This window comes from Verrucosispora sp. FIM060022, assembly GCF_003977705.1.
GTDB lineage: Bacteria > Actinomycetota > Actinomycetes > Mycobacteriales > Micromonosporaceae > Micromonospora > Micromonospora gifhornensis.
In genome coordinates this window covers 126,598-152,676 of record NZ_RQIV01000004.1, presented here as the reverse complement: position 1 = coordinate 152,676, position 26,079 = coordinate 126,598, and the positions used below count along the sequence as shown (strand labels likewise).

The following is a 26,079-nucleotide window of genomic DNA, read 5'->3' as shown; positions in this document are numbered from 1 at the left end:
ACGATGCCGGTCAGTGCGCCCAACCGGCGGCGTGCATGGCGTTGTGCAGGAAGTTGCCGGCAGTTCCCTTCCCCGGCTCGTGCCAGGGCATCTTCTCGATGGCGTCGGCCAGCGTGCCGTCCAGCGCCGGCAGTTCGCGCACCGTCGCAGCACCGTCGACGCGGGAGCCGCCCCCCGACTCCGAGTCGGACTTGAGGAACCGTTCGAGGTGATCGAGCACCGCCTGAAGGCGGCGCTGCACCGCCGCCGGATCGGCGGGTTCACTGCTCGGCTGCAGGTCGGTCAGGCACCACTGCCGGTCGAAACCGGGGACCAGCCGCCGACCGGTGAAGTCAAAGAACTCCACCGCGCCGCGCAGCGGGTCGCCCTCGGCCTGCTCCTCCAGCAGTCGCCGCAGGTCGGGGTAGGTGTGTGCGAAGGTGTCGTCGTTGGCGATCAGCAGGATGCCGCCGTCCGTCTCGCCCGTGACCAGGCTCATCTCACTCTCCTTTGTGTACACCTGGAAGCAAGGAATCAGTCAATACGATGTCGGGGCGGGTCGGGACCTCCCCCCGGTCGCCCCGACCCACCCCGGCGGCCAGTCCTTACGATCGTTGGCCGCGAGATCTTCGTACTTGTGGACACGCCCGCTGGCTGCCGTCGCGCCGTGCGCGGCCGGTGCAACCAGCTCGCCCGACTAGCTGATCTTGAGCATTGTGGCCTGCGGCTGCTTCGCCGGCGCCACGGCGGGTGAGCCGTCCAGGTTGTACTGCTTGAGGTTGACCTGCACGTTCTCGCTGTTGCCGCCGGCGAACATGCCGCCCACGGTGCCAGCGGCGCGTGCGCCGCTGCGGTAGATGAACTCGCCGCTCAGCGAGTACGGCACCCGGATGTTCGCATGGGTGACGGTGACCGTGGCCTCCACGATCGATCGCGCCGGCACCAGCACAGGCTGCCGCCAGGAGACCGTACGGCTACGCGAGGTGGAACCGTTCTGGGTGTAGCTGAAGGACCCCTCGGCCGAGACCGTCACCTTGCCGTCGGCGAAGATCGGGAAGCCGGCCTTGATGGAGGTCGACACCGAGACCTTGACCCCGGCCGTGTCCGACCACCCCTCGGTCTCCGTCACCGTCTTCGAGCCGCTGATCTCGGTGGACTGCTGCAAAGTCGTGTCGTTGCGGTTCGTCACCTTGTCCAACTGCTGAAGTGACGTCCCGACCAGCTGCGCCCGGGCGATGTCGTAGTTGATGCCGTACGCCATGAACTCGACGATGTCGTCCATCTGACGGCAGACGGACTTGTTCGCTCCCCCGCCGACGCTGATCGCCGTCACACAGACGTTGTGTCCTGCGGCCGACGCGGGCAGCACCACCTCGAAGCCGTGCGCCGCACCGTAGTTCGGGTAGGCGGCAGCGACATCGGGACGGTGCTGGTTGGCGACCATGGATCGGACCAGAGCGCCGTCGATGCTGATGTTCACGTTCAGCGCCGTGGTCGGCGCGTCATTGTCCGCCGTCCAGCCCCAGATGTGCACCCCGTCGCGGGACACCGTCTGCCGTGCCCCGTCGAAGGCGAGCACCGGGACGAAGCCCGACGGCGGCGGCGGGTCCTCCGGCGGCTCGTAACCACACGCCGGCGGCGGGATCGGGACGTTGCAGTGGGGTGCCGCCGACGCCGGCTGCGCCGCCAACAGGACCATGGCCCATCCGGTCACGACGGTACTCAGGACCGCCGCACTCTTTCGTACTCGCATCGAACCTCGACTCCTCGTCACGCTTCGGCAGAAAGCCGGTTGTCTGCCGACAGGGCGGCAGCGGCCGTTTCGCTTGGGAAGTCTGTTGGTCCGACAGACCCGGTCACCAGGGACGCCCGTCCCGGGCTGCCGGGAGGTTGTCCCGACCCTCCAGAAGCGATGCCACGGCTTTAGGACACCGCCATCTCGCGGATGAGAAGCGAGGCCGGCCGGAGGATGTGGTCATGTTGGCGGCAGCCGATAGCCTCTCGCCAACTGATCTGAGAGGGATGGCGATGGATCTTCGTGGCGTGGGGCTTGGGCGGCTGAAGGGCGTCGCCGACGCCGCGGGGCGAATGGTCGTCGACAGCACCAGCGTCGCGAGGCAACGTGTCGCTGATGTCGCAGGCGATGCTCAGGACAAGGTGAAGCAGTCCGCCGAGCAGGTCATGGCGAAGGTTGTAGAGGTGAAGGACGGCCTGTCGGCACGTACCTCCCGCGACCGCGCTGATGTCGGCGACCTGTCCGCGCTCACTGCCGACGGGAAGTTGTTGTATTGCCGGGTGTTGGTGAGCCTGGCGCTCGTCGACGGCCTTCTCGATCCTCGCGAGATCGCGAATCTGTACCTGTTCGCATCGATGATCGGCCTCGACGACGAGGCGCGGTCGCAGTTGCGTAGCGATATCACCGGGGCGCAACGCGACACGGCGCGCCGCGCAGGGATCCCCGATGCCACTGTGGAACTGGCCAGGGAATTGCGCGACCTCCTCGACGAGGACCAACGCGAGCCGGTGTTCACCGTCCTGGTACGCGATCTGGTGCGCATCTCGCGGGCCGACAGGCATGCCGCAGACGCCGAGCGTGAGCGAATCGTGCTCGTCGCCGAACTCGTCTTCACCGAGTCGGCGGGCCAGGTCGTGGAGGCGACCGAACGTTTCGTGGTCACCGAGGAGGACTTCGCCTCCGGCCGGATCACGACGAGCCAACTGGAGGCCGCCACCAAGGACATCGCCGTCAAGGCTGCTGCGTTCGGGGCCCCGATCGCCGCCATCAGTCTTGCCGGCAGTGTCTCCGGCCTCAGCGGAGCGGGAATCACTTCGGGTCTGGCGGCCCTGGGGTTCGGTGGCCTGCTGGGACTGAGTGCGATGGCCACCGGGATCGGCACCGTGGTGATCCTCGGCGTCGTGGTCCATCAGGGAGCCCGTTACGTGCTGGCCACCAACGAGCGGGAGCGGGAGAAGCGGCGCGAGCATCTGATTCAGCAGGTCATCAAGAACCACCAGCAGGCAATGGCCGAGCTCACCGACGACATCGCCGGGCTCGCTCGCCGGATGGATGCCTACCTCACCCAGACCACGCGCAACGAAGAGCGACTCGCCACGCTCAGGGCCGAGTTGGCCGCCTTCCAGTCGGCCCTGGCGAACCTGCAGACCAGCCAGGAACTCTTCGAACAGCGGGAGCCACTGCGTGTCGGGTGATCAGCTCTCGGCTGCCGCCGCGGTCGTGGCGTACCAGGCCGTCACGCTTAGCGAACTGCGGAGCTTGTTCGACCAGGTGGACTTTGACCTGAAGGAAGTCCTCGAACGCGAAGGCCGGATCAGCGACACCCTGGACTCGGTCACCTCCGAGTTCGATGCGGTGCGCGCCCGTCTCCTGGCGATGGGCGTCCTCGTACCGGCCCCACCGTCCCAGCCGGTCACAGCGGCCACGGTGAGCGTCGAGGCATCGCACCATTCCCGCTACGCGGTGCCCATCGTCCCGACCGAGGACGATTTCGATCAGCTCGTCAGGCTTGCCGAAGCCCAGTTGGATCTGCTGGGCATCGATCTGACCCGGGACCCGCTCCAGCAGATTCTTCCCCCTGGTCAGATAGCTGGCAGCCTGCGCAGCTACACCGAGGAACACGGCGACATCAGCTGGGACGAGGCCGACTGGACGGTCGTCCTGGTCGCCGGAGCCCTCGCGACCATCCTGGACATCGTCCTCGTCCGCATCCCGCAGGAAACCACCTTCCTCGGCGAGAAGCAGGCGGGATCACCCCTCACGACGTGGCTCAAGGACAAGGATCGAGCTGACGGCATCCACGCCCGATTCTTCAAGCGGTTCGAGAAGCTCGCCAAAGTGCCCTACGACGACCCCACCACCACAGCAACCGGAGGGCTGGTCAGCGGGATGCGGCCGGCTACTCACCGGCTCCAGAGCCTCGGCCACGATCCGCTCCTGGGCTTCTTCTACGGCGTGGCGGACCTCATGCACGGCACCGGCACCTACATCGACAAGGCGGGCCAACTGGTCCAGGTCGCCACCACACACGATTCGGTCGACCTGATCACCGCCCTCATCACGCAGGTACGCCATCTGCTCTCGGACGTATACACCCCTGCCGGCCTGCAGCCGCCGTTCTTCAGCCTGCTCCAACTCGGTCAGATCAATTCGCCGTTCGCACTGACCTCCTCCGGTGTCAAGGTGCCCTGGACCGACGTCGCCCGCTACATGTATACGAACGGCTACGACCTGCGCCATTTCTTCACGATGGGCATCACTCCAGGAATCGTGTCCGCGATCATCCGCGGGTACTGGCTCCTCAAGAGCTACGCCACCGGCGGTACGGCCGCGCAACGGAAGTTGGAGCACGCCAAGCTCACCTCCATGCTGCTGCTCGGGCACACCATCGCGACCTCAGGCACCCTGCTCAAGACTGGTCTGGTGTTCGGCATGAACCCGGCTGCCCTCAACTACAGCCAGATTCTCGCCATGGCGCCCGCCACCATCGCCTGGTTCAAGGAAGCCATCGCCCGCGACCGTCGAATCAATCGAGCCTTGGCGCAGGAATGGGAATTGCTCCTCACCACATCCGAGCGGCACCCGCGATGAGAAGCCGGGTCACCAGGTTGCGGAAGTCACGCCACTACTTGGATTCGACAGAGCCGGAATCGAAGGCGGCGACCGCGCGGTCCCAGGCCGGGTCGGTCGGGTAGAGCTGGGAGCGCAGGTACGCCCAGATCATCGCGCGGAGCACGGCGACCCGGGCCGGGTTCTCGTCGGAAGTCTCCGCCGCGTCGTAGCCGGAGATGCCGCCGAAGAGGTGCTCCGCGTCGTGCAACATCAGCAGAGTCTTCGGGGCTGGGGCCGCGGTGTACGCGTCCCAGCGGTAGCTGAGCCGGTCGGAGAACATCGGATTGAAGTCCCTGTCCCCAGCCACCACCAGCGCCGGCGTGGTCATCGTGCTGAAATCGGTGTGCCCCATGACCGGGTAGCGTTCGAGCATCGCCTGGTTGACCTGCTCGTCGGCGAGGCCGGGCGCGCCGATGATGACACCTGCCTTGATCCGGGCGTCAGGCAGGCGTACGGGGCTGCCGTCGGCCGGGTCGGTGGTCCCCGTACCGAGCAGCATCGCGGCGGTGTGGCCGCCCAGCGAATGCCCGGCGACCGCGACCCGTTCCCGGTCGAGGCGCCCGGCGAGGCCGGGAACGGTGGCCTCGATCTCGTCGAGGTGGTCGAGGATGAAGCTCATGTCCTGGACCCGGGTCTTCCAGAACAGTGGCGCCTCGGGGTGGCCGGTCTCGCGCTGTCCCAGGACGGTGGAGTCGAGGTGGGTGGGCTGGATGACCACGAAACCGTGCGCCGCCCAGAAATCGACAAGCGGACCGTACCCGCGCAGCGACGACAGGAAGTTCGAGCCGCCGTGGCCGTGCGACAGCAGGATGATCGGCAGATCCTCGCCGACCGCGGGAACGTTGACCTTGATCTCCAGCGGCGTCGGACGGCCCGGCACCTCGAACGCGATCGGGCCGAACGTGAGGACCTGGGTCGGCTCGCTGACCGGGATGGTGCCGGCATCGGCGTACGAGTCGGGACGCGTGACCAGTGACGTGTCGCGCATGACGATCTCCCCTCAGGAAACGAAACGGACAGGCTATCCACTACGCTAGTGGATAGCCTGTCCGCTTGTCCAGGGATTCGGGCGAGGACACGGCTCGCCCGGCCGTCAGGTGGGCATGCGGCGCAGCCCGTCGAAGACCACCTGCACGATCCGGCCAGGAAACGCGGGATCGTCCGGGATCTGGCCGACCGCGACGATCGCGTCCAGGATCTGCGGCAGCGGCAGATCGTCGCGAACCTCACCGCTGTCCCGCGCCGCGGCGAACAGCACTTCGCCGGCGGCGTACACCCGGGCTCGGTTGTCGTTGATCACGGAGGCGCCACCGGCCGGTTCGGCGAGAAGCAGCGAGGCCAGCGGCCCTTTCCTCGCGCCCACCGCGTGGAACTGTTCCAGCCACGCGAAGAACATCTCGCCAGGCGTACGCCCCACCGCCGTCTCGGCGGCCTGGCAGATCGCGTCGACCTGGTTGCCGTAGAGCGCGGCGAGGAGATCGAACCTGCCGGGAAAGTTGCGGTAGAGCGTCGCCATGCCGACGCCGGCGCGCCGCGCGATCTCCGCCATCGACGGTTCGCCGCCAGGCTCGCTGAAGGCCTCCTGGGCGGCGGCGAGGATCTTGGCGCGATTGCGCTCGGCGTCCGCGCGCTTGGGGGGAGCAGGCGATCCGGCGGCCACAACGTCCTCCAAGAGAGCCGAGTACGGGGCAAGATTACCCGGACAGGCCCTCCGTTCAGGAAAGCATCAACCCTGGGAAGCGAAGAACCAAGCCGCCGTACACACCTGGTATCCGGCGAAATTCGGCACCGGCCCGGTGCCGCCCCTGCGCAGCATCGCCGAAGCAGTCGCCACCTGGCCCGAGTACGCCACCGCCGTGGCCATCCGCCTCGACCCACACGACCACATCGCCGTCTGCGCACCACACGGCCTCGACGACCTCCTCGACGGCATATGGCGACCCAACCCCACCAGAGTCAGCCCCGAGACCTCCCGGCAACGACTCGCCCGCCACCGCCCCACCGAACGCTGGCCCCGCGTCCGCGTCATCACCTGAACCACCACACCGAGGCTGACAATGATCGACCAGCAAATCTAATTGTCACCACAATGACGACCGCAACGACTCGTGTACCACATCTGACGCGAGCATCTCCGCCCGCTCGTCAACCAGCACACGGCGATGAGCATGTTCCGACGGTGTCCCGAAGGAACCGCACGTTCGGCCTTCCGGGAATCGGCCGGACAACCGGTCGTCCACTCAGTGTGGTCACCGTAGGCGTCAGTCCGGGGATCCCCGCCCAGCCAGAGGAGAACCAGTCATGCTGAGAAGAAGGTGGGCGGCGGTGGCTCTTGCCGCCGTGGCGTTCGGTGCGGCCGCACCTCCAGCAGGACCGGCGGTTGCCGCGTCGAATCGGGACCGGGTAGCCAGCGGCGACGCCGCGTCGTCCGGTCATCGGGCTGTCAGCATCATGGTGACGCCGAGCGGGGACACCGCCGCCGGAACGACTCCCACCGCCGGAGTCACCGCGATCTTCGGGCCCGACAACCGGGTGCCAGTCCGCACGACCACGACGTATCCGGCCAGCGCCACCGTCCTGCTGACCTTCAACGGCGGCCAGTGCACGGGCTTCATGATCAGCGAACGTACCGTCGCGACCGCCGGACATTGCCTGCACACCGGCGGTCGGACCGGTACCTGGCGGACCAATATCGTCGCCTACCCCGGCCACGACGGTGCGACCGCCCCCTTCGGTTCATGCCCGGCGATCCAGCTGACCGTCCCGCAGAACTGGATCATCGGCCCCGTCAACACCCCCGGTCCGCCCGACCCGGCCTACGACTACGGGGCCGTACGACTGAACTGCACGGTCGGCACCAGGACCGGCTGGCTTGGCCTCGGATACACCACACAACGCCTGACCGGATCCTGCACCACCACGCATGGCTACCCGGCCGGCCGGCCCGGGCAGTGGGCAAGCAAAGACTTCATCCGTGCCGAGGACGCGAACGCACTCTACGTCCAGCACGCCATGACCGGCGGGCAAGAGGGCAGCCCGATCTACTACACGCCCAATCCGGACGACTGGTGTCCGACGCTCCCGCCGCTGGTGAATCCGTGTCCGTGCCCGCCGCCGCCGCCAGATCCCTGTATGTGCCCCGGCCCCTATGCGACGGCACTGGGGATTCTCACCAACGGCCCGTACGGCAGCGGGCCCGGCGGCACCAACAACATTGCCCTGCGGATCACGCAGCCGGTCATCAACAACTTGATGCAGTGGCGTTGAGCCCTTCGTGCCAGTTCGCTTCCGGGGCAGGCGGTCGACCGCCTGCCCCGGGAGCGACACGTCAGGCCCGGGAGCGAACGGCTACGGTCCGGCGCCCGGGAGGGAGATTCGGTCACACCAATCGGGTCGGCGCGGACTGGGTGGGCTCGGAGCCCAGTCTGGTGCGTACCTCTTCGGCGTCCAGATGGCCGAGTTCCTCCAGGATCTCCAGTGCGCGCTGCCAGACGTCGCGGGCGAGGTCCGGCGCACCGGCGGCGTGCCGGCTGTCGCCGAGATGGGTGAGCGTCGTCGCCTCGTAGTAGCGCTCGGCCGCCTCCCGCCACAGGACCAGCGCATTCTCGTAGCAGCGGATCGCCTCCGCCTGGTGGTCCAGCCGGAAGTGCACATAGCCGAGGCTGTCCCAGGTGTGTGCCTGCCAGTACCGGTTGCCGACCTGCTGTTGCAGGAGCAGCGCCTGCGTACAGCGGTCGAGTGCCTGCTGGAAGTTCCCCAGTTGGCTGTGGTACCAACCGATGTTGTTCAGCGCGTTCGCCGCCCCGCTCGTGTTTCCCGCAGCCGTGAACAGGTCGCGCGCCTGCTCAGCAGAGTAGAGCGCCTGCTGGTACCGACCCTGACGCTCGGCCAGGATGCCGAGATTGAGGTGCGCCCGCGCGCTGCCGATCGCATCGCCGAGGGTGGTGTAGAGCGCGAGGGACCGGTCCAGGTGGGCATGGGCCTGGTCGTAGTCTTCCAGCCGCAGGCAGGCCACCGCCCGGTTGCGATGGGCGCGCGCCTGGCCGTCCCGGTCACCGGCCCGCGACGCGGCGACCAGCGCGCGCTCCTGGACCACCAGTTGGTCCTGCCACGCCCCGAGCCGATCGAGGTACGTGTTGACGGTCCAGGCCAACTGCCACGCGTGCGTGTCGAACCGGGCATCCACGGCGATGCCCACGGCGGCCAGCAGCACCTGATGCTCCCGGGCGAGCCAACGCCATGCCTGCGCCCGATCGGTGAGCGGGGTGGCCGCTGTGCCCTTACGGACCGGGGTCAGGCTGATCGGGTCCCGTTGGTCGTAGAGGAGCAGATCCGCGGCGTACGCGGTGTGCAGGTAATAGTCGAGAAGCCGGCCGAGCGCCTCCCGGCGTACCGTTTCGGGCTCATGCCCGCTGACCAGCTCGGCCGCGTAGGCGCGCAGCAGATCGTGCAGGACGAACCTCCCCGGAAGCTGCTCCGCCGCCAGGTTCGCACGGACCAGCGCGGCCAGGGTTCGGCCCGCCTGTGCCTCGGACACGCTGGCGAGACTCGCCAGCGCCGGCACGCAGACGTCCGGCCCCGGGTGGAGTCCGAGCAACCGGAAGGTCCGCGCCGAGGTTGGGTCCAGATTCCGGTACGACCACGAGAAGACCGTCCGGATGTCAGCGCGCGGGTCGACGTGGCTGAAGCTGTCGAGAACCCCCGGCTCGGTCAGCTCGTCGGCGAGCCGGCCGAGACTGAAGTCAGCCTGGATGGCGGCCCGACTCGCCACGATGGCCAGCGCGAGTGGTAGTCCCGCCGCAGCGGCGATGATCCGGTTCGCTGCCTCCGGCTCGTTCTCCACACGAGCCATGCCGAGCCGCTGGGCCAGCAGCTCGTACGCCTCCATCCGAGACAGTGGGTCGAGGATGAGCGGGTGTGCCTCTTCGATGGTGACCAGCCCGGGCAGGTGACCCCGGCTGGTGATCAACGCCAGGCACCCCGGCGAGCTGGGCAGCAGCGGGCGGACCTGGTCGGCATCGCCGGCGTTGTCGAGCAGTACCAGCACCCGTCGCCCCGCCAGCACGCTGCGGAACAGTCCGGATCGGGCGTCCAGGCCCACCGGTACGCGTTGTGCCGGCACCCCGAGAGCCTCGAGGAACTCGCGAAGCACCTCCGCCGGGTTCGCCGCCGGCCCGGTCGCGTCGAACCCGCGAAGGTTTACGTAGAGCTGCCCGTCGGGGAAGCGGTCGGCGACCTGACGGGCGTAGCGGACCGCCAGGGTCGTCTTACCGACCCCAGCCATACCGCTGATCAGCACGATCGGCACGGTAGCCGCACGTCCGCCGGTCGGCAGCAGGGCGGCCAGTCTGGCAAGCGCCGCCCGCCGACCCACGAACGAGGGGACGGCCGCCGGCAGTTGCCGAGGTGTCACCTGATCAAGAAGACCCGCTGGTCCGGTCCGGGTCGCCGGTAAGGTGCCGCTGGCGCGCTGGCCGAGCTGCATATGGGCGGCGGCCCGCAGTCGATCCTCCACACGGGCGGCATCGACGATTCTGAGTAGCCGCAGGTGCTCCGCATCCCACCGGCCCAGATCCGTGAGCTCGGCCGGCAGCCGAATGCCGAGTTGATCGGCGTGGCCCAGGCAGGCGTTGACGAAGGAGGCGACGAAGGACCAGTCAGGCAATGACTTGGCGGTGAGCTTGTCACTCAACGTCGAGCGGGCCAGCGGCTGTCCCAGCGATGCCGAGATGGCCACCAGCGTGTTCAACGACGGGGCTCCTGCGAGTTGCCGGAGGCGTTTGAGTTCACCGACGAACCGGGCCAACGCCTCCTGCGCCTCCCGGCCTGATCCGCTCATGCGTCTGCTTTCCCCTCGCACAGGGCAAGCCGTCCAGTCCATCGATACTATCCGATGCCTAACCTTCAAGATCATCAGTCGGCACTCGCTCTCGCTGGTCGGCCTCGGGGCTGTCCAGGCCGAGTGCCGGCCGGCAAGGCGTACAACAGCCAGGCCTGAGAGGAGCCACCAGCTTCACCGGCCCGCCCCACGATCACGCGCCTCGCGCGGAGGAACACGTACAGCGGCCGCCGGGGTCCAGTTGCCAGCCCCGCGTGGTCAGGTTTCCCGCGAGGGAGCGTCCGTCCGGTCCTGCACCGCACCGGCAGGTCGGCGGCGGCGAAGCTCAGGCGGCGCGGTCAGTGGATGGCCGCAATGGCGCGCACCTTGGTCGCCGGCCTCGCCTGTACGGCGAGCACGTCACGGGGTCCGGCTCGCTGGCGAGATCCGGACCCGGCAAGCCAACCATGATCATGAACGATGTGTGTGCAGCGTGCGCTCTCCAGCCGGTACCACCGCGGGTCAACCGGTGCCACACCAGGTCAAAGCAGGCCAACGATCACGATCGCAGACCTGGTTGGTGTGATCGGCGTGTGGTCATCCGCCGCCCCGACCAGCCAGGACAACCCAGGTCAACGCAGGCCACTCCCTGCCACCCCGGGTCAACCCGCAGGCCGTTAGACTGGGCCCTCGCGCCCTCGTAGCTCAGGGGATAGAGCATCGGTTTCCTAAACCGTGTGTCGCAGGTTCGAATCCTGCCGGGGGCACCGCTTTGACCCCATCCACCGGCTTGTCGCTCCACTGGGCAAGGACCGTCTGCGAAGTTCGCGGCCTCCGATATCCCCGATGCCGCTCAGGGCCGGTCAGGTGCCGGGCACAATCGGGCGCGGCGATGTTCGAGGTATCCGCGTTCGGCGGGGTCGTGGGTGAGGGCGATGGCGCTGTCGTACGCGGCGGCGGCCTCGGTGTAACGGCCGAGCCGTTCGAGCAGGTGGGCACGGGCGGCCTTGGCCGGCTGGAACCGACGGGCACGGTCGTTCGGCAGTTCGTCGAGTCGGGTCAGTCCGGCTGCCGGACCCTCGACTTCGGCGGTGGCGACCGCGAGGGCGACGGCGCCGCCGAGGGACGGTGCGAGCGTGTGCAGTGCGCGGTGCAGGTCCAGCAGGGCGGGCCAGTCGGTGGTGCCGGTGTGTCTTCGGGCGCAGTGCACCGCTTGGACGGCGGCTTCGAGTTGGAAGCGTCCGAGGTGTCGGCGGGCGTGGGCGGTGCGTAGGTGCTGGTGTGCCCGGTGGATCAGGAGCTCGTTCCAGCGGGTCGGGTCCTGCTCGGCCAGCGGCACGAATCGTCCATGTTCGTCGAGGCGGGCGGGTAGGCGTGCGGCCGAGAGCTGGACGAGGGCGGCCAGCCCGTGTGCCTCGGGGTCGTCGGGGACCAGCGTGGTGAGCACCTCGGCGAGGTGCAGCGCCTCGGTGGGCACCGGGCGGGCCTGCGGGCCGGTTGTCGCCCAGTCGATGACGTACGCCCCGTAGATGGCCTCAAGGACGGCGGCCATCCGGTCCGGCAGGTCGCTGCGGTCGGGGATGCGGAACGGGATGCCGGTGGCCTTGATGCGTCGCTTCGCGCGTACCAGGCGGGTCGCCATCGTCGAGGTGGGTGTGGAGAAGGCTCGACCGACCTGCTCGGCGGTGAAGCCGAGCACGGTGTTGAGCATCAGTGGGGTGCGTGCGGCGCGCTCGATCGCCGGGTGTGCGCAGACGAGCATCAGTTCCAGCCGCCGGTCGGGGATGGCGTCGGGGTCGAGTGTGTCGAGGTGTACGGGAGTGTCCCGTTCGACGTCGAGCGGGACGCTGCGCTGCCACTGTGCCGACTTCCAGTGGTCCCGGAGCCGGTTGCGCGCGACGGTCAGCAGCCATCCGGTGGGGTTGTTCGGCACCCCCTGCTCGGGCCAGCTGCGCAGGGCCCGCTCGAACGCGTCGGCCAGGGCGTCCTCGGCCCAGACGATGTCGCTGGTCGTGGTGGACAGCAGGGCGAGCAGCCGGCCGTAACTGTCGCGCGCCGCGACAGCTGCGGCCGCCCGTCCCTCGGTGCCGGCCGCGACAGCGGTGGCTGCCCGCCCCTCGCTGGTGGTCAACTCGTCCAGGCTCCGTCGACGAACGCCGTCGCGGTGGGGCGTACCTCGATGACGCCCCACTGCGCGGCCGGGCACTTCTCCGCCCAGCCGATGGCGGCGTCGAGGTCGGGTACGTCGAGGAGGAACACCCCGGCCAGGGCCTCCCTGGTCTCGGCGAAGGGGCCGTCCTGCACCCGCAGGTTGCCGTCTCTGCGGGTGACGGTGGTCGTGGCGGCGGCGGGCTGGAGGACGTCGGCCGCCAGGAGGACCCCGGCGGCGCTCAGCGCCCGGCCGTACGCGTCGAAGGCAGCTCTTGCCTCCGCGATGACCTCGTCGGAGAGTTCGCCCTCGCCCGGCTCGGGGTAGTGGATCATCAGTGCGTAGCGCATCGGCTTCTCCCTGGCTCTCGGTGCGGTGCCGCGTCGGCACCGGCACGGAGATGACGATCGGCGCGGGCCGGAATCGTCAGCAGTCGGCCTGCGGCTCAATCATCCGCCGGAGACCCGCACGCAGCTGTCGATTCTGCGCTGATCACCGTTCGCGGGTCGTGACCCGGTGGGCTCGCCGGGCCTGTCCGATCAGGCCGAGGTGGGTGTGTTCGAAACCCTCGGTGGTCTTGAGGCCGTAGCCGAGGGCGCGGTCGAGGGCGATGTGGAACACCCAGGCGACAGCGAGGATGCCGAGCCAGTCGATCGGTTCGCCGGCCGCCGCGGCGGCCACCGCCACCGCGCCGAGCAGGGCCGGCAGGGTGTACGAGTGCACCAGGTTGTAGCAGGCGGCACCGAGATGCGGGCCGCGCAGGTAGCCGAGCATGGAGAGGTCGAAGAGGAGGAACAGGGCGAGCAGCCACCACCAGGCGTACCCGGCGGCGATGGTGACGACGACGGCGAGGACGGCGACGGCAGCGGACTCGATGCGCTGTGTCGTGACCGGCTTCATGTCCGGCACCCCTCTCGTCGTCTGCCGGGTCGGGCGGCAGTCTGAATCTACGCCGACCTGGCATTCAGCCGGCGTGGTTCCCCGCCCGCGGGTGGGCCGGCGACCTACCGTCGCCGGCCCACTCACGTGAGGTGGTTACCGCACTCGCAACTGCTGATGCACTGCGGCGGTGGGGGTGTAGGTCGGGTCACCGGAGTAGGCGACGTGGACCGGGTATCCCCCGGCCGAAAGGCCGCTGGTCGGCAGCTCGACCACGGCCGAGCCGTCGGTCAACGCCACCAGCTGGGTGGTCCCGCCGAAGGTCACGGCGATCTCACCGGTCACCGTCGGCGCCTTCTTGTGCTGGTTCTGTGCCCGCAGGTCGACGGTGAGCGTGAAGGTGCCGCCTCGGACGATGGACGCGGGCGCGGCCTTCGCCTTGACCACGACACGGTTCGTGCCCGGCGCGGTCAGGCTGACCGTGGCCGAACCGGACTTGGTCGCATCCACCACGGAGGTCGCCACGACGGTGAGCGTCGAGGCGGTCTCGTCGGCGGCCACCGAGAGCAGACCGTCGGCGGAGATGGTGGTTGCCGCCGAGGTGGCACCCTCCACCGACCAGGTCACTGCCGGGCTGACGCCCTCGTTGGTGTGCACGTCGGCGGTGAACTGCTTGCGCCAGTTCCAGCCCTTCGTCAGCTCCTCGGTCGCGGGCGACACGGACACCGAGTCGACGCCGGTCCAGAGGTGGTCGCGGGCGAAGATGGTGAACAGCTGACTCGCCGTCATGCCGTCGTGCGCGCCGGGGACCTGGGTCGTCGCGGCGCGGTAGCCCCGGGCCCGGAAGTTGTTCGCGATGGTGTTCTGGGCGTTGAGGTTGCCTTCGAAGACACCGTTGCCGAGGAACACGAACAGGTCGTCGTCGCCGACGGCGGCGGCGACGTTGTCGTAGTCCTGGGCGGTCAGCGACGGGTTGCCGGAGAAGTGCCCGTAGAACGCGAAGGTGGTCGGGTAGCCCCGGATGACGTGCGCGCCCGTCATCCCGCCGTACGAGAATCCGGCGTACGCGCGGCCTTCGCGCTCGGTCGAGACGTGGTAGCGCTCCTCGATGAACGGGAGGATCGTCTGGACCAGGTTGTTGGCGGCGTTTGTCTGGTTGTACGAGGCGAAGCCGAGGCTGGTGCCGGTGAAGTGGTTGCCCATGGTGACCACTACCGTCGGCTCGATCTCACCCTTGGCCGTCATGTTGTCCAGGATGTGGGGGACGTTCGCGGGGACCATGAAGTCGGTCTCGTCGCCGAAGATGCCGTGCGCGAGGTAGGCGACCTTGTACGGCTCGGGGCGGTTGGCGTCGTAGCCGGCCGGCAGGTAGACGCCGAGGTAGTGGCCGCTGTCGCCGAGGATCGTGGTGTACGGGACGTACTGGACGGTGCCCCGGTGCGCGGGGTCGGCCGCGGGCAGTTCGTACTCGGCGCGTTCCTTGAGCACCGGGTCGTTCTGCTTGTCGGCGTACGGCACGTAGACGGCGTCGAGCACGTCGTTGTTCCTGACCCGGAACGAGGACTGGCCCGGGGGTCGTGGGTTCGTCGAGGCGGGGTCCCAGATGCGCTTGTTCTCCCAGCCCTGGGTGGGGTCCCAGACGCGGTACCAGTAGCTGAGGCTGCCGGCGTGCAGGGGCACCGAGACCGACCAGTTTCCGTCGGCGTCCCTGGTCATGTCCCGGAGGAACTCGGTGCCGCCGGCGTGGTACCGGCCGGTCTGCCACGCTTCCGGCTGGTAGCGCGTGTTGCCGGTGGTGACGTCGAGCAACGTCAGGTCTCCGGCGAGGCGGACCTGGGTGGCGTGCGGATTGCGGTAGACGAAGTCAACGGTGTATCCGGTCGGGGATCCGTTGTCGGCCCGTACGGTGACGCCCTCCGCTGTGGCGGGTGCGGCGGGTGCGGCGGCGGCAGCCGGCGCGGAGACAACCGCGCCGACACCGAGTGACATCAACGCGAGCATGGTGATCGCCCGTCTGGTCGGGCCCTTTCCGATCGCTCTCTTCATCCGAGCACGCTCCTTCTGCAGTGTCGTTCGCGGCTTGGCGGTGTGGTGTCCGGTCAGGGCGATGAGCCCGGCTGCTTCCTGCGGGGAACCCGCCCTGCGCTAAATCGAATTAGCAGGCCACAGTGTGACGGCGCACACGTTTCGATGTCAAGGGTTCCGGGCTCTGCCGTGCGCCGATCACTCCTGCTCACGGCCTCGACGGGACCGCACGGTGGGCAGCCACGATCAGCTCCACAGTGGAGCCGATCGACGGGAACGGTCAGGCGATCGCGTTGGCGGACAACGCGTGCAGGTCGCAGCCGGCGAGCGCATCCGGCTGGGGCACGTGGGCGAGGTCGGGTTCGGCGAGCCCGAGTCGCCCGTACGCGGTGTGCAACGCCGCCACCACGGCGCCCAACGCACCGGACAGGTCCCCGAGTTCGGCGCTCTGCACGGCCGCCGCGGTGACCGGCACGATCTCCCGCAGCCGACCCCCCAGCCGGCCGAGGTCGGGCTTGAGCGCGTGGGAGATGCCGCCGCCGAGGACGATCACCTCGGGCTCGTAGGCCACCACCGCGGCGGTGAGGATGATCAGCAGCGCCTGCTCGACGTACTGCTTGACCGGCACCAGGCGGGAGTCGGTGGAGCGGAACACGTCGGCCGGATTGTCGAACGGCAGGCCGAGGTCACGGGCGCGGGCGAGGATGCCGGGCCCGCTGATGATCTGTTCGAGCGAGGTGCCCAGCGGACCGGCCGGCAGGTGTCCGAACTCGCCGACCATGCCGCTGCGGCCACGGAACAGCCGCCGGTCGATGGCGACGCCGGCACCGAGCCCGGCGCCGATGGTGAACATCACCGCGGTCTGCGCGTTGCGGGCGGCACCGAAGCGCAGCTCGCCGAGGAGCGCGTAGTTGGAGTCGTTGTCCACCTCGATCCCGGTGGCCAGCCGTTTCTCCAGCAACCGCAGGAACTCCGGGTCCTCCACCTGGGGAAGGTTCGGGGCGTTGGACACCGCGCGGTCGTGTTCGCGGACCGCACCGGGCAGCCCCACCGCGACGCAGTCGAGCCGGTCCAGGTGGTCGCCGACGGTCTGCCGGATCAGGTCGGCGAGCCACTGGGCCAGCCGGGGGGCGTCGTACTGGGCCGGCGTGGGGACGGTCCGGCTCACCAGCGGCGTGGCGGCCAGATCGGCTACCACCATCCGGACGTTGGACCCGCCCACGTCGACTCCGCAGACGACGCCGCGTCCGGCGGCGATCGCCACCCGCGTCGCGCGCCGGCCCCGGGTCGCGGTCGGGGTGCCGTCCGTCTCGACAAGCAGTCCCTCGTCGAGCAGCTGCTCGACGATGCGCGAGACGGTGGCCGGGGAAAGGTCGGTCTCCTGGCCGATGGCCGTGCGGGTGACCGGCCCGTGCGTCAGGACGTGGGCGAGCACGGTCGACCGGTTGGCGCGCCGCGGTGCTCGGGCTTCCACGTCCACCTCCACCTATTTTTTTTCCACCCGAATGCTAAGGGCCGCGCCGGTGGTAGGCAACAACCAGTTCCCGGACCGCCTGGCGCACCGACACCACCGAGAGTGAGCGTTCCTGAGTACTGGGCGCTCTCGACCCGCCCGCGTGAGGCGGTGCGAGGTAGCCGAAATGCGGACCGTCCGGGTCGAAGCAAGTGCGCGGGATCTCCGACCAGGGCTCTTGACGGAGTGTGACGATCGCGATAATACTTTCAGTCTGAACGGAAATAGAGGTCGCCGGCCCCCATCGGTACCCCCGGGGCTACGGCGCGTGCCCCCGTCACGTGCCGCGCCGGTCGCGTCGGAACCCCGTGTCAGTCCGGCACCACCCGGTCCCGGACCCCCGTTGCTGGAGGTAAGAGCAATGAAACTCAGCCGTAGACGTGGGGCCGCCCTGGGCGCGCTCTGCGCCCTGGCGCTCATGGTCGGCGCCTGCTCGAACGAGACGTCCGGCGGCAACGGCGGCGCGTCGAGCGGCCCCCGTACCGAACCGAGCCTGTCGTTCGTGGGCCCCGGCGGGGAGACCCCGACCGCCGCCGACCAGCTCTCGCTCACCCCCGAGGAGCGGCAGAAGGTCAAGGACGGCAACTACTCGGCCGCCTTCGTCTGGCACGAGGGCTCCGCGCTGACCCAGGCGGTGGAGTCCGGGGTTCGCAAGGAGTTCGACGAGCTCGGCATCAAGGTGCTGGCCAGCACCAGCGCCGAGTTCGACCCGGCCCGGCAGGCCAACAACGTGCAGACCGTCCTGGCCCTCAAGCCGGACCTGATCGTCACCATCGCGGTCGACCCGACCGCCGCGGCGGCGGCCTTCAAGCCCGCCGTAGACGCCGGCGTCAAGCTGGTCGTGATGACCACCCCGCCGAAGGACTTCAAGGCCGGGGAGCAGATCGTCGGGATCGTCACCGTCGACCTGACCGCGTTCGGTAAGGCCAACGCGGAGCTGCTCGGCAAGGCCCTCGGCGGCAAGGGCAAGGTCGGCTACGTCTACCACGACGCCGACTTCTGGTTCACCAACCAGCGGGACAAGGCGTTCAAGGACTGGCTCGGCTACCTCTACCCGGACATTGAGATCGTCGAGGAGACCGGCTTCTCCGACCCGGCGCGCACCGAGGACATCGCCACCGCGATGTTGACCCGCCACGCCGACCTCAACGGCGTCTACGTCGCCTGGGCCACCGCTGCGGAGGGCGTGCTCGCCGCGACCCGGCAGCAGGGCCGTACCGACGTCAAGATCGTCACCAACGACCTGGAGGCGAACCTCGCCGCCGACCTGGTCAAGGGCGGCAACGTCGTCGGCGTCATCGGCAACGGCTCCACCCGACTCGGCCAGAACCTGGGCATCGTCGCCGCCTACGGGCTGCTCGGCAAGCAGGCGCCGGAGCTGGTCGTCAGCGCGCCGATGGCGGCCACCAAGGAGAACATCGCCGAGGCCTGGCGCGACGACTACGGCCAGGAGCCGCCGGCCGAGGTGCTCGGCAACTGACCGCAGATGACGTGAGGTCCGGGGCCTTTTCTGGCGGACGGCCCCGGACCTCACCCCGGCCGCGCGACACGGCAGCCCTCGACCGTGACGCCGGTGCGTCGATCGGCAAGGAGAAGATCAGATGGGGTACGTCCAGACAGTCCTCGGGCCGGTGCCACCCGAGTCGCTCGGCCGGGTGCTGAGTCACGAGCACCTCGGCGCGCTGGTGCCCGGGCCGTGGCTGGCCGGCGGCGCCGGTGACGACCGCGCGGACCTCGCCGTCGACGCCGTACGCGGCCTGCCGGAGCTGGGCTTCGGCACGGTGGTGGACCTGTCCCCGTACGAGGTGGTGGGTCATGACGTGACCCTGCTCCGCGAGGTGGCGCAGCGTACCGGCCTGCACATCGTGGCCGGATCGGCGATCTACCTGGAGCCGTACTCGCCGTGCTGGGCGTTGACCGCCGGCGTGGACGAGATGCGGGAGCGGTTCATCGCCGACGCCACCATCGGCGTGGGAGACACCGGCATCAAGGTCGGCATCTTCGGGGAGCAGGCCACCGGGCTCAACGAGATCACCCCGCACGAGGAGAAGTGCCTGCGGGCCGCCGCCCGCGCCCACGTGGCCACCGGGCTGGCGGTGAACACCCACACCACCCACGGCACCATGGCGTTGGAGCAGGTCGAGATCCTCCGCGAGGAGAAGGCCGACCTCTCCCGGATCGTCATCGGCCACCTGGACATCAACCCCGACCCCGACTACCTGCGGGCGGTCCTGGCGACCGGCGTCAACATCGCCTTCGACACGATCGGCAAGCAGTTCTGGGACTTCGTCCTGGCGCCGCTGCCGGAGAACCCGCCGGAGGGCGAGTTCGCCAAGCGGGCGTACCACCGGCCGGACCGGGCCCGACTGGAGATGCTCGCCGGACTGGTCCGGGACGGGTACGCCGACCGGATCCTGCTCTCGATGGACCTGACCGGGGCCGAGGCGTACCTCAACCCGCGCACCCACGGCCGCCTCGGTTACTCGTACCTCGGTCAGGAGATCGTCCCGGGTCTCGCCCGGCTCGGTGTGCCGCCGGAGGCGATCGACCAGATGCTGGTGGCCAACCCGGCTCGACTGCTGACGGTCGGCTGATGGCCCGGCACCCGCACACATCGTCCGCTCCGGCCGGGTACGTCACCGGGGTCGACCTCGGCGGCACGAAGGTCCTGGCCGCGCTCGCCGATCTCACCGGTCACATCGTGGCCGAGGACGTGCTGGCCACCGACCCCCGTGGCGGGACCGCGGTCGCCGCCCAGATCGACACCCTGCTGCGCGGGTTGGCCAGGCGAGGCGGCGTCGACTGGTCGCAGGTACGGGCCACGGCTGTCGGTCTGCCCGGCGCACCGGACCCGGAGACCGGCACCGTCGGCCTGTCCCCGAACGTCTCCGAACTCGGCGCCTTCGACGTACGCACCGAACTGACCCGCCGACTGGGACACCCGGTGGTGCTGGACAACGACGTCAACATGGCAGCCGCCGGGGAACGGTGGCTCGGCAGCGGACGTACCCATCGACACTTCGTGTTCGTGGCGGTCGGCACCGGCATCGGCATGGGCATCGTGCTCGACGGCGAGTTGGTCCGCGGCGCCCGTGGCGCGGCGGGGGAAATCTCCTACCTGCCGCTGGGCACCGATCCGTTCGACCCGGCGAACCAGATCCGGGGCGCGCTGGAGGAAGCGGTGGCCGGTTCCGCGCTCGCCGCCCGGTACCGGACGGCCACCGGCGAGCAGGTCGGCGTGCCGGTGATCTTCGACCGCGCGGCGGCCGGCGATCAGGCCGCCCGGGCCGCCATCGACGAGGAGGCCCGGCTCATCGCCCTGGCCGCCGTCGCGGTCACCGCCGTACTCGACCCGGAGGCGGTCGTACTCGGCGGCGGCATCGGCGCCCGGGTCGAGCTGGTCGAGCCGGTCCGGCGGTGGGTCGCCGCGCTGAGCGCGGACGTGCCGCTGATCAAGACCAGCCAACTCGGCGACCGGGCCGGCCTGCTCGGCGCGATCGCCGTCGCCCGGCAGCAGGCCGGTGCCCATCCCGGCCTGCCGGCCCACCCCGATCCAGCGGCGTCGCCCGTCACGGCCGAGCTTCGCCGGAACACCTCTTTCGAGTCAGCGGAGGGACGATAGATGACCCAGACCGAGACGGCGGTCAAGGCCAGCAGCAGACCGGCCTGGCGCAGGGTCAACTGGCGCGACTACGTGGTCTACATCGGCTTCGTCGTCGTGTTCCTGTTCTTCGCCATCACCCAGGGCAGCAACGGCTTCCTGACCACAAGCAACCTCACAAACATCATCATCCAGACCGCGCCGATCACCGTGATGGCGATCGGGTTGGTCTTCGTCCTGGCAGCCGGTGAGATCGACCTTTCGATCGGTTCGGTCGTCGCGCTCTCCGCGCTGGTCGGCGCGGTGACGTTGCGGGAGACCGACAACATGCTGCTCGGCGCGGCTGCCGGGCTGGCCGCCGGCGCGGCGGTCGGCCTGGTGAACGGGCTCTTCGTCACCCTCGTGCGGCTGCCTTCCTTCCTGGTCACCCTCGCCACCATGGGGGCGGTGGCCGGCCTGGCCCGCGAGGTCACCGGCCTGCAGTCGGTGCCGGTCAGCAACGAGGCGTTCCTGTCCCTGTTCGGCCAGGGCGAGGTGTTCGGCATCCCCAACCTGGTGCTCTGGTCGGTGGCCGCGACAGTCATCGGTTACCTCGTGCTGCGCCAGACCCGGTACGGGGCACACACCCTCGCCATCGGCGACAACGTGGCCGCGGCCCGGGTCAGCGGCATCAAGGTGATCCGCGTCAAGATCATGGTGCTGATGGGCAGCGCGATGTGCGCCGCCATCGCCGGCCTGCTGTACGCGGGCCGCCTTCAGGGCGCCCGGTACACCCTCGGCGAGGCCGACCTGATGTCCGTGATCGCCGCGGTGATCGTCGGCGGTACCAGCCTGTTCGGCGGCAAGGGCTCCATCGTCGGCGCCCTGCTGGGCAGCCTGCTGATGGGCATGCTCAACAACGGCCTGATCCTGGCCGGGCTCTCCGTCTCCCAGCAGATGATGGCGCGCGGCGCGATCATCCTCGTCGCCGTCTCCCTGTCGCTGCGCGAGCGGCGCAGCTGACCAGGAAGGAAGCAAACGCATGTTTCTCGATCTGCTTCGACGCCGCAACCCGGCCTTCCTGGCCGCCGCCGCGGACCTGCACCGCAACGGCGACCTGCCGGCCAACTGCTACGCGTTGGACCTGGACACCGTCGCCGCCAACGCCACGGCCATCCGGCGCGAGGCCGACCGCCACGGCCTGTCCGTCTACGCCATGACCAAGCAGGTCGGCCGCAATCCCGACTTCTGCCGGACGATCCGCGCCGCCGGGATCACCGAGGCGGTCGGCGTCGACCTGCAGTGCGCGCTGGCCGACTGGCACGGTGGGCTCGGCATCGGCCACGTCGGCCACCTGGTGCAGATCCCCCGGCACGAGGCGGCCACCGCCGCCGCGCTCGCCCCGGCCCACTGGACCGTCTTCAACGACACCAAGGCCGCCGAGGCGGCGGCCGCGAGTGCCGCGGCCGGTCGGGAGCAGGCGCTGCTCGCCCGGATCATGGCCCCGGGCGACCGCTTCTACCGCGGGCACGAGGGCGGCTTTGCGGCCGAGGAGATCGTCGCGGTCGCCGACCGGCTCGACGCCCTGCCCGGTGCCCGGTTCGCGGGTGTCACCAGCTTCCCGACCCAACTGTTCGATTCGGCCGCCGGCCGCGTCGTGCCGACACCCAACCTCGACACCCTGCGCACGGCCGCCGCCGCGCTTCGTGCGGCCGGACGTGGGCAGATCGAGATCAACGCCCCCGGTACGACCTCCGTCGCGGTGCTGGGCATGCTCGCCGAGGCCGGCGCGACGCAGGTCGAGCCCGGTCACGGGCTGACCGGCACCACGCCCTGGCACGCCGTCACCGACCTGGTCGAGGAACCGGCCGTGCTCTACGTCAGCGAGGTCTCGCACCTGTGGGGCGGTCGCGCCTACGTCTTCGGCGGTGGGCTCTACGTCGACCCGGTGCTCGGTCTGGGCGACACCCGCGCCCTGATCGTGCCCGCAGGCGGCGGACTCGACGACGCGTACCTGGTCGACGTGGAGATGCCCGCGCCGGAGGCGATCGACTACTACGCGATGGCCGATGTCAGTAACGCACCGGCGGTCGCGCCCGGCGACACCGTCCTGTTCGGGTTCCGGCCGCAGGCGTTCGTCACCCGGGCCCTGACCGCGGGCGTGACCGGCGTCCGGTCAGGTGCCCCGGCCGTCCCCGGCGTCTGGGCCGCCGACGGTTCGACGCCGATGCGGTTGGACGACATCGACACCCGCACCCACGCCGTTGGCAGCACCGGGAGGCAATCATGAGCGCGGCAACCCAGAACGCCGGCACGACCGGCACGAACGCTCCGCCGCTGCAACTGCGCGGGATCCGCAAGCAGTTCGGCGGGGTCGTCGCGATCGAGCGCTTCGACCTGGAACTGGCCGCCGGGGAGATCACTGCCCTGGTCGGCGACAACGGCGCGGGCAAGTCCACCCTCGTGAAGATCATCTCCGGGGTGTACCAGCCGACCGAGGGTGAGCTGCGGATGCACGGCCGCCCGGTCTCCTTCCGGGACGCCTCCGATGCCCGGCGGCAGGGTGTCGAGGTCGTCTACCAGGACCTGGCGCTTGCCGACTCGCAGCCGGTCTACATGAACATGTTCCTCGGCCGGGAACTGACCCGTGGCCCGCTGCGGCTGCTCGACCGACGCCGGATGGCCCGGGAGACCCAGGCCCTGGTGGACGCCCTGGACGTCCGTATTCCCAGCGCCAAGGCGATCATCCGAGAACTGTCCGGCGGGCAGCGGCAGGCGGTGGCGATCTGCCGCGCCACCCACTGGGCCAGCGGGCTGGTGCTGATGGACGAGCCGACCGCCGCGCTGGGCGTGGCGGAGACCGCCAAGGTGGAGGAGTTGATCCTCAAGCTGCGGGAGCGTGGTGCCGCCGTCCTGGTGGTCAGCCACAACCTCGATCAGGTGTTCCGGATCGCCGACCGGGTCGCGGTGCTGCGCCGTGGCCGCCAGGTCGGGGTCCGGTCCATCGAGGACACCAGCCGCAACGAGATCGTCTCAATGATCACCGGCGCGTCGGCACCGGACGAGTCGTCCTCGTCCTAGGCCCGAACGCTCGTCCTGGGCGCTCGTCCCAGGGCACGAACGCCGAAACGCCGGGCCCCCACGCGTGGGGGCCCGGCGTCCGTCGGGACGTTCAGCCGGCAGCTGCGGCCTGCCGGGCGAGCGTCCGAGCATCCTCCACCCGCCGACGGCGCCAGCCGCGCCACAGGTTGCGGCCCCACATCGCCAGTCCGCCGCCGTTGAGCAGCGCGGCCAGCACCGCGACCGTGGCGAAGTCGGCCGACGAGAACCGGGTCGGCTCACCCAGTGCCAGCAGCACGAACTGCTCCAGGTAGACCCACAGCATGGGCAGGATGGTGAAGATCAGGGCGACCAGCCCGAAGACCCGACCGAACACCCACACCGCCGCGTACGCCCGGATCTTACGCATCTCGCGGCGCGGGATGCCGGCCTGCGAGATCACCTTGTGCCGACGGAAGGTCAGCCGCTTGATCCCGTTGGACAGGAACCGCTCGGTGTCCGACATCAGGTTGCGACAGTTCAGCGCGGTCGCGATCACGTAGTAGACGTCGGTGCGCAGGTAGAAGAAGAACTGGAAGCCGATGCGCACCAGGAAGGTGAGCAGCGCCGCGCTGGCGAGCAGACTCGCCCAGTTCGGCACGTCGATGAGGTTGCGTCGGGTGGCGAAAAGGAATGCGACGAGCAGGGAACCGAAGAACGCGTCGACGAAGAACCCGGCGAGGAATGCCTTGTACCGCGCGCGCTTGGACGCCATCCAGATGCCGCTGATATCCGTCTGCGCGACCAGGACGTACATGAGGTTGCTGATGCCGAGAGTCGCCGACACGCCCACCGAGCGGGCCGCCAGTGCGTGCGCGAGTTCGTGCAGCGACAGCCCGATCATCGCCAGCGTCACGCTGACCACGGTGAGGATCGCGAAGTTCCCGCCTTCGAACAGCAGCACCCGCGGGCCCGGAATCAGGCCTGGATCGGTGATCACCAGCGCGACGGCGGTGAGGATGACCGCGAGGCCGGGCAGGATCACGGCGGGACCGGTGAGCCGGCGCGCGGTGGCCGGCGGGATCCAGTCGAAGCTCCACCGCTTGACCGTGCGGTGCGCGTGCTGGTGGGCCGGTTCGGTGGCGGCCTCCGGCTCGCCGCCTCGGGTGACGAAACCCTCGTCGGCCAGTACGGCGACGAAGTCCTCGACGTCCACCGGCTCGCCGTGCTTGCGCTCGTAGATGCGGGCGGTCTCGGCGATGGTCCGCCCCTCGGCGAGCGCGTTCAGGATGTCCAGCCCCTCGGCCGGAATGGCGAGATAGACCTTGCGGTCGGTGTCGCCGATGATGACGTCCGAGCCGTCGACGGTCGAGACGAACGGGCGGACGGTGACGACGGACTCAGCCGTGTTGACGGCCATGGGGCGATTCCTTCCACTTCCGCGTGCGAACGGCGCTCGGCGGGGACCGGAGCGATCACTCACACCGATCCCCGCCGATCATGAACCCTTTTGTCAGGCGATCGCGGGCACGCAGTCCGCGTTGGCGCTGGTCTTGATCGGCTCCAGCTTGCGAACGACAAGCTTCTTCATACTGACCTCCCTCAGAAGTGGGGTTCCTTGAGAGGCATCCTCTACTGTTGCCGGCTCGGCGGTCTGCTCACTAATGAGCAGTCAATGCGTATGTCTGGAAACCCACGAGGAAAGGCGCTCCTCGTGCACGGTCAGATGCGATCGAGGGGTGAACTCGACCAATTCCAGTTCACGGAACCGCTTGAGGAACTGACCGATCCGGGTTCGCGTGGTGCCGACCATCTCGGACAGATCCTCCTGGGTGAAGGCGATGTCCACCCGGGTGCCGGCCGGACCGCGCAGACCGAAGCGCTCGGCCAGGTCCAGCAGGCGGTACGCCAGACGCAGCTCGCTCGGCAACGTCACCATCTCCGCCACCACCTGCTGCTGGTGGCGCAGCCGGTTGCCGAGGTGACGGGCGAGCAGGTCGCCTGAGCCTTCGGCGGCCAGCACGGCGGCGGCCCGTCCTGCCGGGATCCGCAGCAGCACCGTCCGGGTCAGCGCGATCGCCGACTCCAGCCGTCCCTGTCCGAGCAGGGCGATCTCGCCGAACATGTCACCCATCACGTGCACCGAGAGCAGGCAGCGTTTGCCGCTCGCGGCCACCATCTGCGTTTTGACCTGGCCACGCTCCACCACGTAGACGTGGTCGTCACGTGTTCCGCACCGATAGACGTGGCTGTTGCGGGAGACCTCGATCAGCGAGGTCCCGGGCACCCGTCCCGCCAGCGCCCGGAAATCAGGGATGTCGAGCCTCGACAGGGATTTGGCTTGCGTCACGTCGGCCTACCTTCCGCGCGGCAGAGCACTCGTTGAGGAAACCACATCCTCGCCAGAGACACTAGGGAAGGCTCATAAATACCCGTAAAGACGAGGATGCAGTCGGCCAGGTGTCGTACC

22 protein-coding genes and 1 tRNA gene are annotated in these 26,079 nt (G+C 69.3%); 11 read left to right on the top strand and 12 right to left on the bottom strand.

The genetic code is table 11. The features are described 5' to 3' along the window. Nucleotides 1-10: 10 nt before the first annotated feature. Both EG812_RS14000 and EG812_RS13995 read right to left on the bottom strand, forming a co-directional pair. Nucleotides 11-478 carry a hypothetical protein gene (locus EG812_RS14000; RefSeq protein WP_013731390.1) on the bottom strand — a complete coding sequence of 156 codons (468 nt, stop codon included), beginning with the start codon at nt 476-478 and terminating at the stop codon, nt 11-13. Between the two features lie 198 nt (nt 479-676). Next, complete coding sequence (locus EG812_RS13995) at nt 677-1,732, bottom strand: ETX/MTX2 family pore-forming toxin (protein ID WP_126711795.1); 1,056 nt, start codon at nt 1,730-1,732, stop codon at nt 677-679. 224 nt (nt 1,733-1,956) lie between these two features. On the opposite strand from EG812_RS13995, the gene EG812_RS13990 reads away from it, so the two are divergent. Next, nucleotides 1,957-3,189: a tellurite resistance TerB family protein gene (locus EG812_RS13990; RefSeq protein ID WP_126711794.1), complete on the top strand. Its 1,233-nt coding sequence runs from the start codon at nt 1,957-1,959 to the stop codon at nt 3,187-3,189. Then, entirely contained in the window at nt 3,179-4,585 is a 1,407-nt protein-coding gene (locus tag EG812_RS13985; RefSeq protein ID WP_126711793.1) for a hypothetical protein, read from the top strand. The genes EG812_RS13990 and EG812_RS13985 overlap by 11 nt, the downstream gene beginning before the upstream one ends. Before the next feature lie 34 nt (nt 4,586-4,619). On the opposite strand, the gene EG812_RS13980 is transcribed toward EG812_RS13985, so the two are convergent. Together EG812_RS13980 and EG812_RS13975 are read right to left on the bottom strand one after the other, a co-directional pair. Continuing rightward, the gene (locus EG812_RS13980) at nt 4,620-5,594 is read right to left on the bottom strand and encodes an alpha/beta hydrolase family protein (RefSeq protein WP_126711792.1); all 975 of its coding nucleotides are present in this window, start codon (nt 5,592-5,594) and stop codon (nt 4,620-4,622) included. A gap of 105 nt (nt 5,595-5,699) precedes the next feature. Continuing rightward, nucleotides 5,700-6,266 carry a TetR/AcrR family transcriptional regulator gene (locus EG812_RS13975; protein ID WP_126711791.1) on the bottom strand — a complete coding sequence of 189 codons (567 nt, stop codon included), beginning with the start codon at nt 6,264-6,266 and terminating at the stop codon, nt 5,700-5,702. Between EG812_RS13975 and EG812_RS13970 the strand changes: the two genes are divergently transcribed. Together EG812_RS13970 and EG812_RS13965 are read left to right on the top strand one after the other, a co-directional pair. After that, entirely contained in the window at nt 6,208-6,642 is a 435-nt protein-coding gene (locus tag EG812_RS13970) for a nucleotidyltransferase family protein (protein ID WP_233579482.1), read from the top strand. The two genes, EG812_RS13975 and EG812_RS13970, sit on opposite strands and share 59 nt — an antisense overlap. 289 nt (nt 6,643-6,931) lie before the next feature. Then, a complete protein-coding gene (locus tag EG812_RS13965) occupies nt 6,932-7,873 on the top strand; it encodes a trypsin-like serine peptidase (RefSeq protein WP_126711790.1) in 942 nt (313 codons plus the stop codon). Nucleotides 7,874-7,985: 112 nt separating this feature from the next. On the opposite strand, the gene EG812_RS13960 is transcribed toward EG812_RS13965, so the two are convergent. Next, the gene (locus EG812_RS13960; protein ID WP_126711789.1) at nt 7,986-10,445 is read right to left on the bottom strand and encodes a tetratricopeptide repeat protein; all 2,460 of its coding nucleotides are present in this window, start codon (nt 10,443-10,445) and stop codon (nt 7,986-7,988) included. A 673-nt stretch (nt 10,446-11,118) separates the two neighbouring features. On the opposite strand from EG812_RS13960, the gene EG812_RS13955 reads away from it, so the two are divergent. Then, a tRNA-Arg gene (locus EG812_RS13955) sits at nt 11,119-11,191 on the top strand. Nucleotides 11,192-11,277: 86 nt separating this feature from the next. Here the strand turns inward: EG812_RS13955 and EG812_RS13950 are convergent. The 5 genes from EG812_RS13950 to EG812_RS13930 all read right to left on the bottom strand — a co-directional run bounded on the left by EG812_RS13950 (nt 11,278) and on the right by EG812_RS13930 (nt 16,951). Beyond that, a complete protein-coding gene (locus EG812_RS13950) occupies nt 11,278-12,555 on the bottom strand; it encodes an RNA polymerase sigma factor (RefSeq protein ID WP_126711788.1) in 1,278 nt (425 codons plus the stop codon). Next, a complete protein-coding gene (locus EG812_RS13945; protein ID WP_013731254.1) occupies nt 12,552-12,923 on the bottom strand; it encodes a YciI family protein in 372 nt (123 codons plus the stop codon). Before EG812_RS13945 ends, EG812_RS13950 begins: the two co-directional genes overlap by 4 nt. A gap of 142 nt (nt 12,924-13,065) precedes the next feature. Continuing rightward, entirely contained in the window at nt 13,066-13,473 is a 408-nt protein-coding gene (locus EG812_RS13940; RefSeq protein ID WP_193386284.1) for a DUF4260 family protein, read from the bottom strand. Nucleotides 13,474-13,608: 135 nt separating this feature from the next. Then, nucleotides 13,609-15,498, bottom strand: a complete 1,890-nt coding sequence (locus EG812_RS13935) for an alpha/beta hydrolase-fold protein (RefSeq protein WP_126711787.1) — start codon at nt 15,496-15,498, stop codon at nt 13,609-13,611. Between the two features lie 259 nt (nt 15,499-15,757). Beyond that, nucleotides 15,758-16,951, bottom strand: coding sequence for an ROK family transcriptional regulator (locus EG812_RS13930; RefSeq protein ID WP_126711786.1), 1,194 nt, complete (start codon nt 16,949-16,951; stop codon nt 15,758-15,760). Nucleotides 16,952-17,351: 400 nt separating this feature from the next. Between EG812_RS13930 and EG812_RS13925 the strand changes: the two genes are divergently transcribed. The 6 genes from EG812_RS13925 (at nt 17,352) to EG812_RS13900 (ending at nt 23,651) form a co-directional block, all read left to right on the top strand. After that, nucleotides 17,352-18,470: a substrate-binding domain-containing protein gene (locus tag EG812_RS13925; RefSeq protein WP_013731250.1), complete on the top strand. Its 1,119-nt coding sequence runs from the start codon at nt 17,352-17,354 to the stop codon at nt 18,468-18,470. Nucleotides 18,471-18,591: 121 nt separating this feature from the next. After that, the gene (locus EG812_RS13920; RefSeq protein ID WP_126711785.1) at nt 18,592-19,584 is read left to right on the top strand and encodes a phosphotriesterase family protein; all 993 of its coding nucleotides are present in this window, start codon (nt 18,592-18,594) and stop codon (nt 19,582-19,584) included. After that, complete coding sequence (locus EG812_RS13915; protein WP_013731248.1) at nt 19,584-20,612, top strand: ROK family protein; 1,029 nt, start codon at nt 19,584-19,586, stop codon at nt 20,610-20,612. The genes EG812_RS13920 and EG812_RS13915 overlap by 1 nt, the downstream gene beginning before the upstream one ends. Further along, nucleotides 20,613-21,593 (top strand): ABC transporter permease, encoded by a 981-nt coding sequence (locus EG812_RS13910; protein ID WP_013731247.1) that lies wholly within the window; start codon nt 20,613-20,615, stop codon nt 21,591-21,593. It abuts the gene before it with no gap. A 19-nt stretch (nt 21,594-21,612) separates the two neighbouring features. Continuing rightward, a complete protein-coding gene (locus tag EG812_RS13905) occupies nt 21,613-22,860 on the top strand; it encodes an alanine racemase (RefSeq protein ID WP_126711784.1) in 1,248 nt (415 codons plus the stop codon). Continuing rightward, a complete protein-coding gene (locus tag EG812_RS13900; RefSeq protein WP_126711783.1) occupies nt 22,857-23,651 on the top strand; it encodes an ATP-binding cassette domain-containing protein in 795 nt (264 codons plus the stop codon). The genes EG812_RS13905 and EG812_RS13900 overlap by 4 nt, the downstream gene beginning before the upstream one ends. 91 nt (nt 23,652-23,742) lie before the next feature. Here EG812_RS13900 and EG812_RS13895 read toward each other — a convergent pair whose 3' ends face one another. Beyond that, nucleotides 23,743-25,029, bottom strand: a complete 1,287-nt coding sequence (locus EG812_RS13895) for a hypothetical protein (RefSeq protein ID WP_013731244.1) — start codon at nt 25,027-25,029, stop codon at nt 23,743-23,745. Nucleotides 25,030-25,281: 252 nt separating this feature from the next. Then, on the bottom strand, nt 25,282-25,959 hold the full coding sequence (locus tag EG812_RS13890) for a Crp/Fnr family transcriptional regulator (RefSeq protein ID WP_126711782.1): 678 nt from the start codon (nt 25,957-25,959) through the stop codon (nt 25,282-25,284). Nucleotides 25,960-26,079 lie beyond the last annotated feature (120 nt).

Coding starts and splice junctions, on each gene's coding strand:
- EG812_RS14000 (WP_013731390.1), bottom strand. CDS start 478: ATGAGCCTGGTCACGGGCGAGACGGACGGCGGCATCCTGCTGATCGCC.
- EG812_RS13995 (WP_126711795.1), bottom strand. CDS start 1,732: ATGCGAGTACGAAAGAGTGCGGCGGTCCTGAGTACCGTCGTGACCGGA.
- EG812_RS13990 (WP_126711794.1), top strand. CDS start 1,957: ATGTTGGCGGCAGCCGATAGCCTCTCGCCAACTGATCTGAGAGGGATG.
- EG812_RS13980 (WP_126711792.1), bottom strand. CDS start 5,594: ATGCGCGACACGTCACTGGTCACGCGTCCCGACTCGTACGCCGATGCC.
- EG812_RS13960 (WP_126711789.1), bottom strand. CDS start 10,445: ATGAGCGGATCAGGCCGGGAGGCGCAGGAGGCGTTGGCCCGGTTCGTC.
- EG812_RS13945 (WP_013731254.1), bottom strand. CDS start 12,923: ATGCGCTACGCACTGATGATCCACTACCCCGAGCCGGGCGAGGGCGAA.
- EG812_RS13940 (WP_193386284.1), bottom strand. CDS start 13,473: ATGAAGCCGGTCACGACACAGCGCATCGAGTCCGCTGCCGTCGCCGTC.
- EG812_RS13935 (WP_126711787.1), bottom strand. CDS start 15,498: ATGAAGAGAGCGATCGGAAAGGGCCCGACCAGACGGGCGATCACCATG.
- EG812_RS13925 (WP_013731250.1), top strand. CDS start 17,352: ATGAAACTCAGCCGTAGACGTGGGGCCGCCCTGGGCGCGCTCTGCGCC.
- EG812_RS13920 (WP_126711785.1), top strand. CDS start 18,592: ATGGGGTACGTCCAGACAGTCCTCGGGCCGGTGCCACCCGAGTCGCTC.
- EG812_RS13915 (WP_013731248.1), top strand. CDS start 19,584: ATGGCCCGGCACCCGCACACATCGTCCGCTCCGGCCGGGTACGTCACC.
- EG812_RS13910 (WP_013731247.1), top strand. CDS start 20,613: ATGACCCAGACCGAGACGGCGGTCAAGGCCAGCAGCAGACCGGCCTGG.
- EG812_RS13905 (WP_126711784.1), top strand. CDS start 21,613: ATGTTTCTCGATCTGCTTCGACGCCGCAACCCGGCCTTCCTGGCCGCC.
- EG812_RS13900 (WP_126711783.1), top strand. CDS start 22,857: ATGAGCGCGGCAACCCAGAACGCCGGCACGACCGGCACGAACGCTCCG.
- EG812_RS13895 (WP_013731244.1), bottom strand. CDS start 25,029: ATGGCCGTCAACACGGCTGAGTCCGTCGTCACCGTCCGCCCGTTCGTC.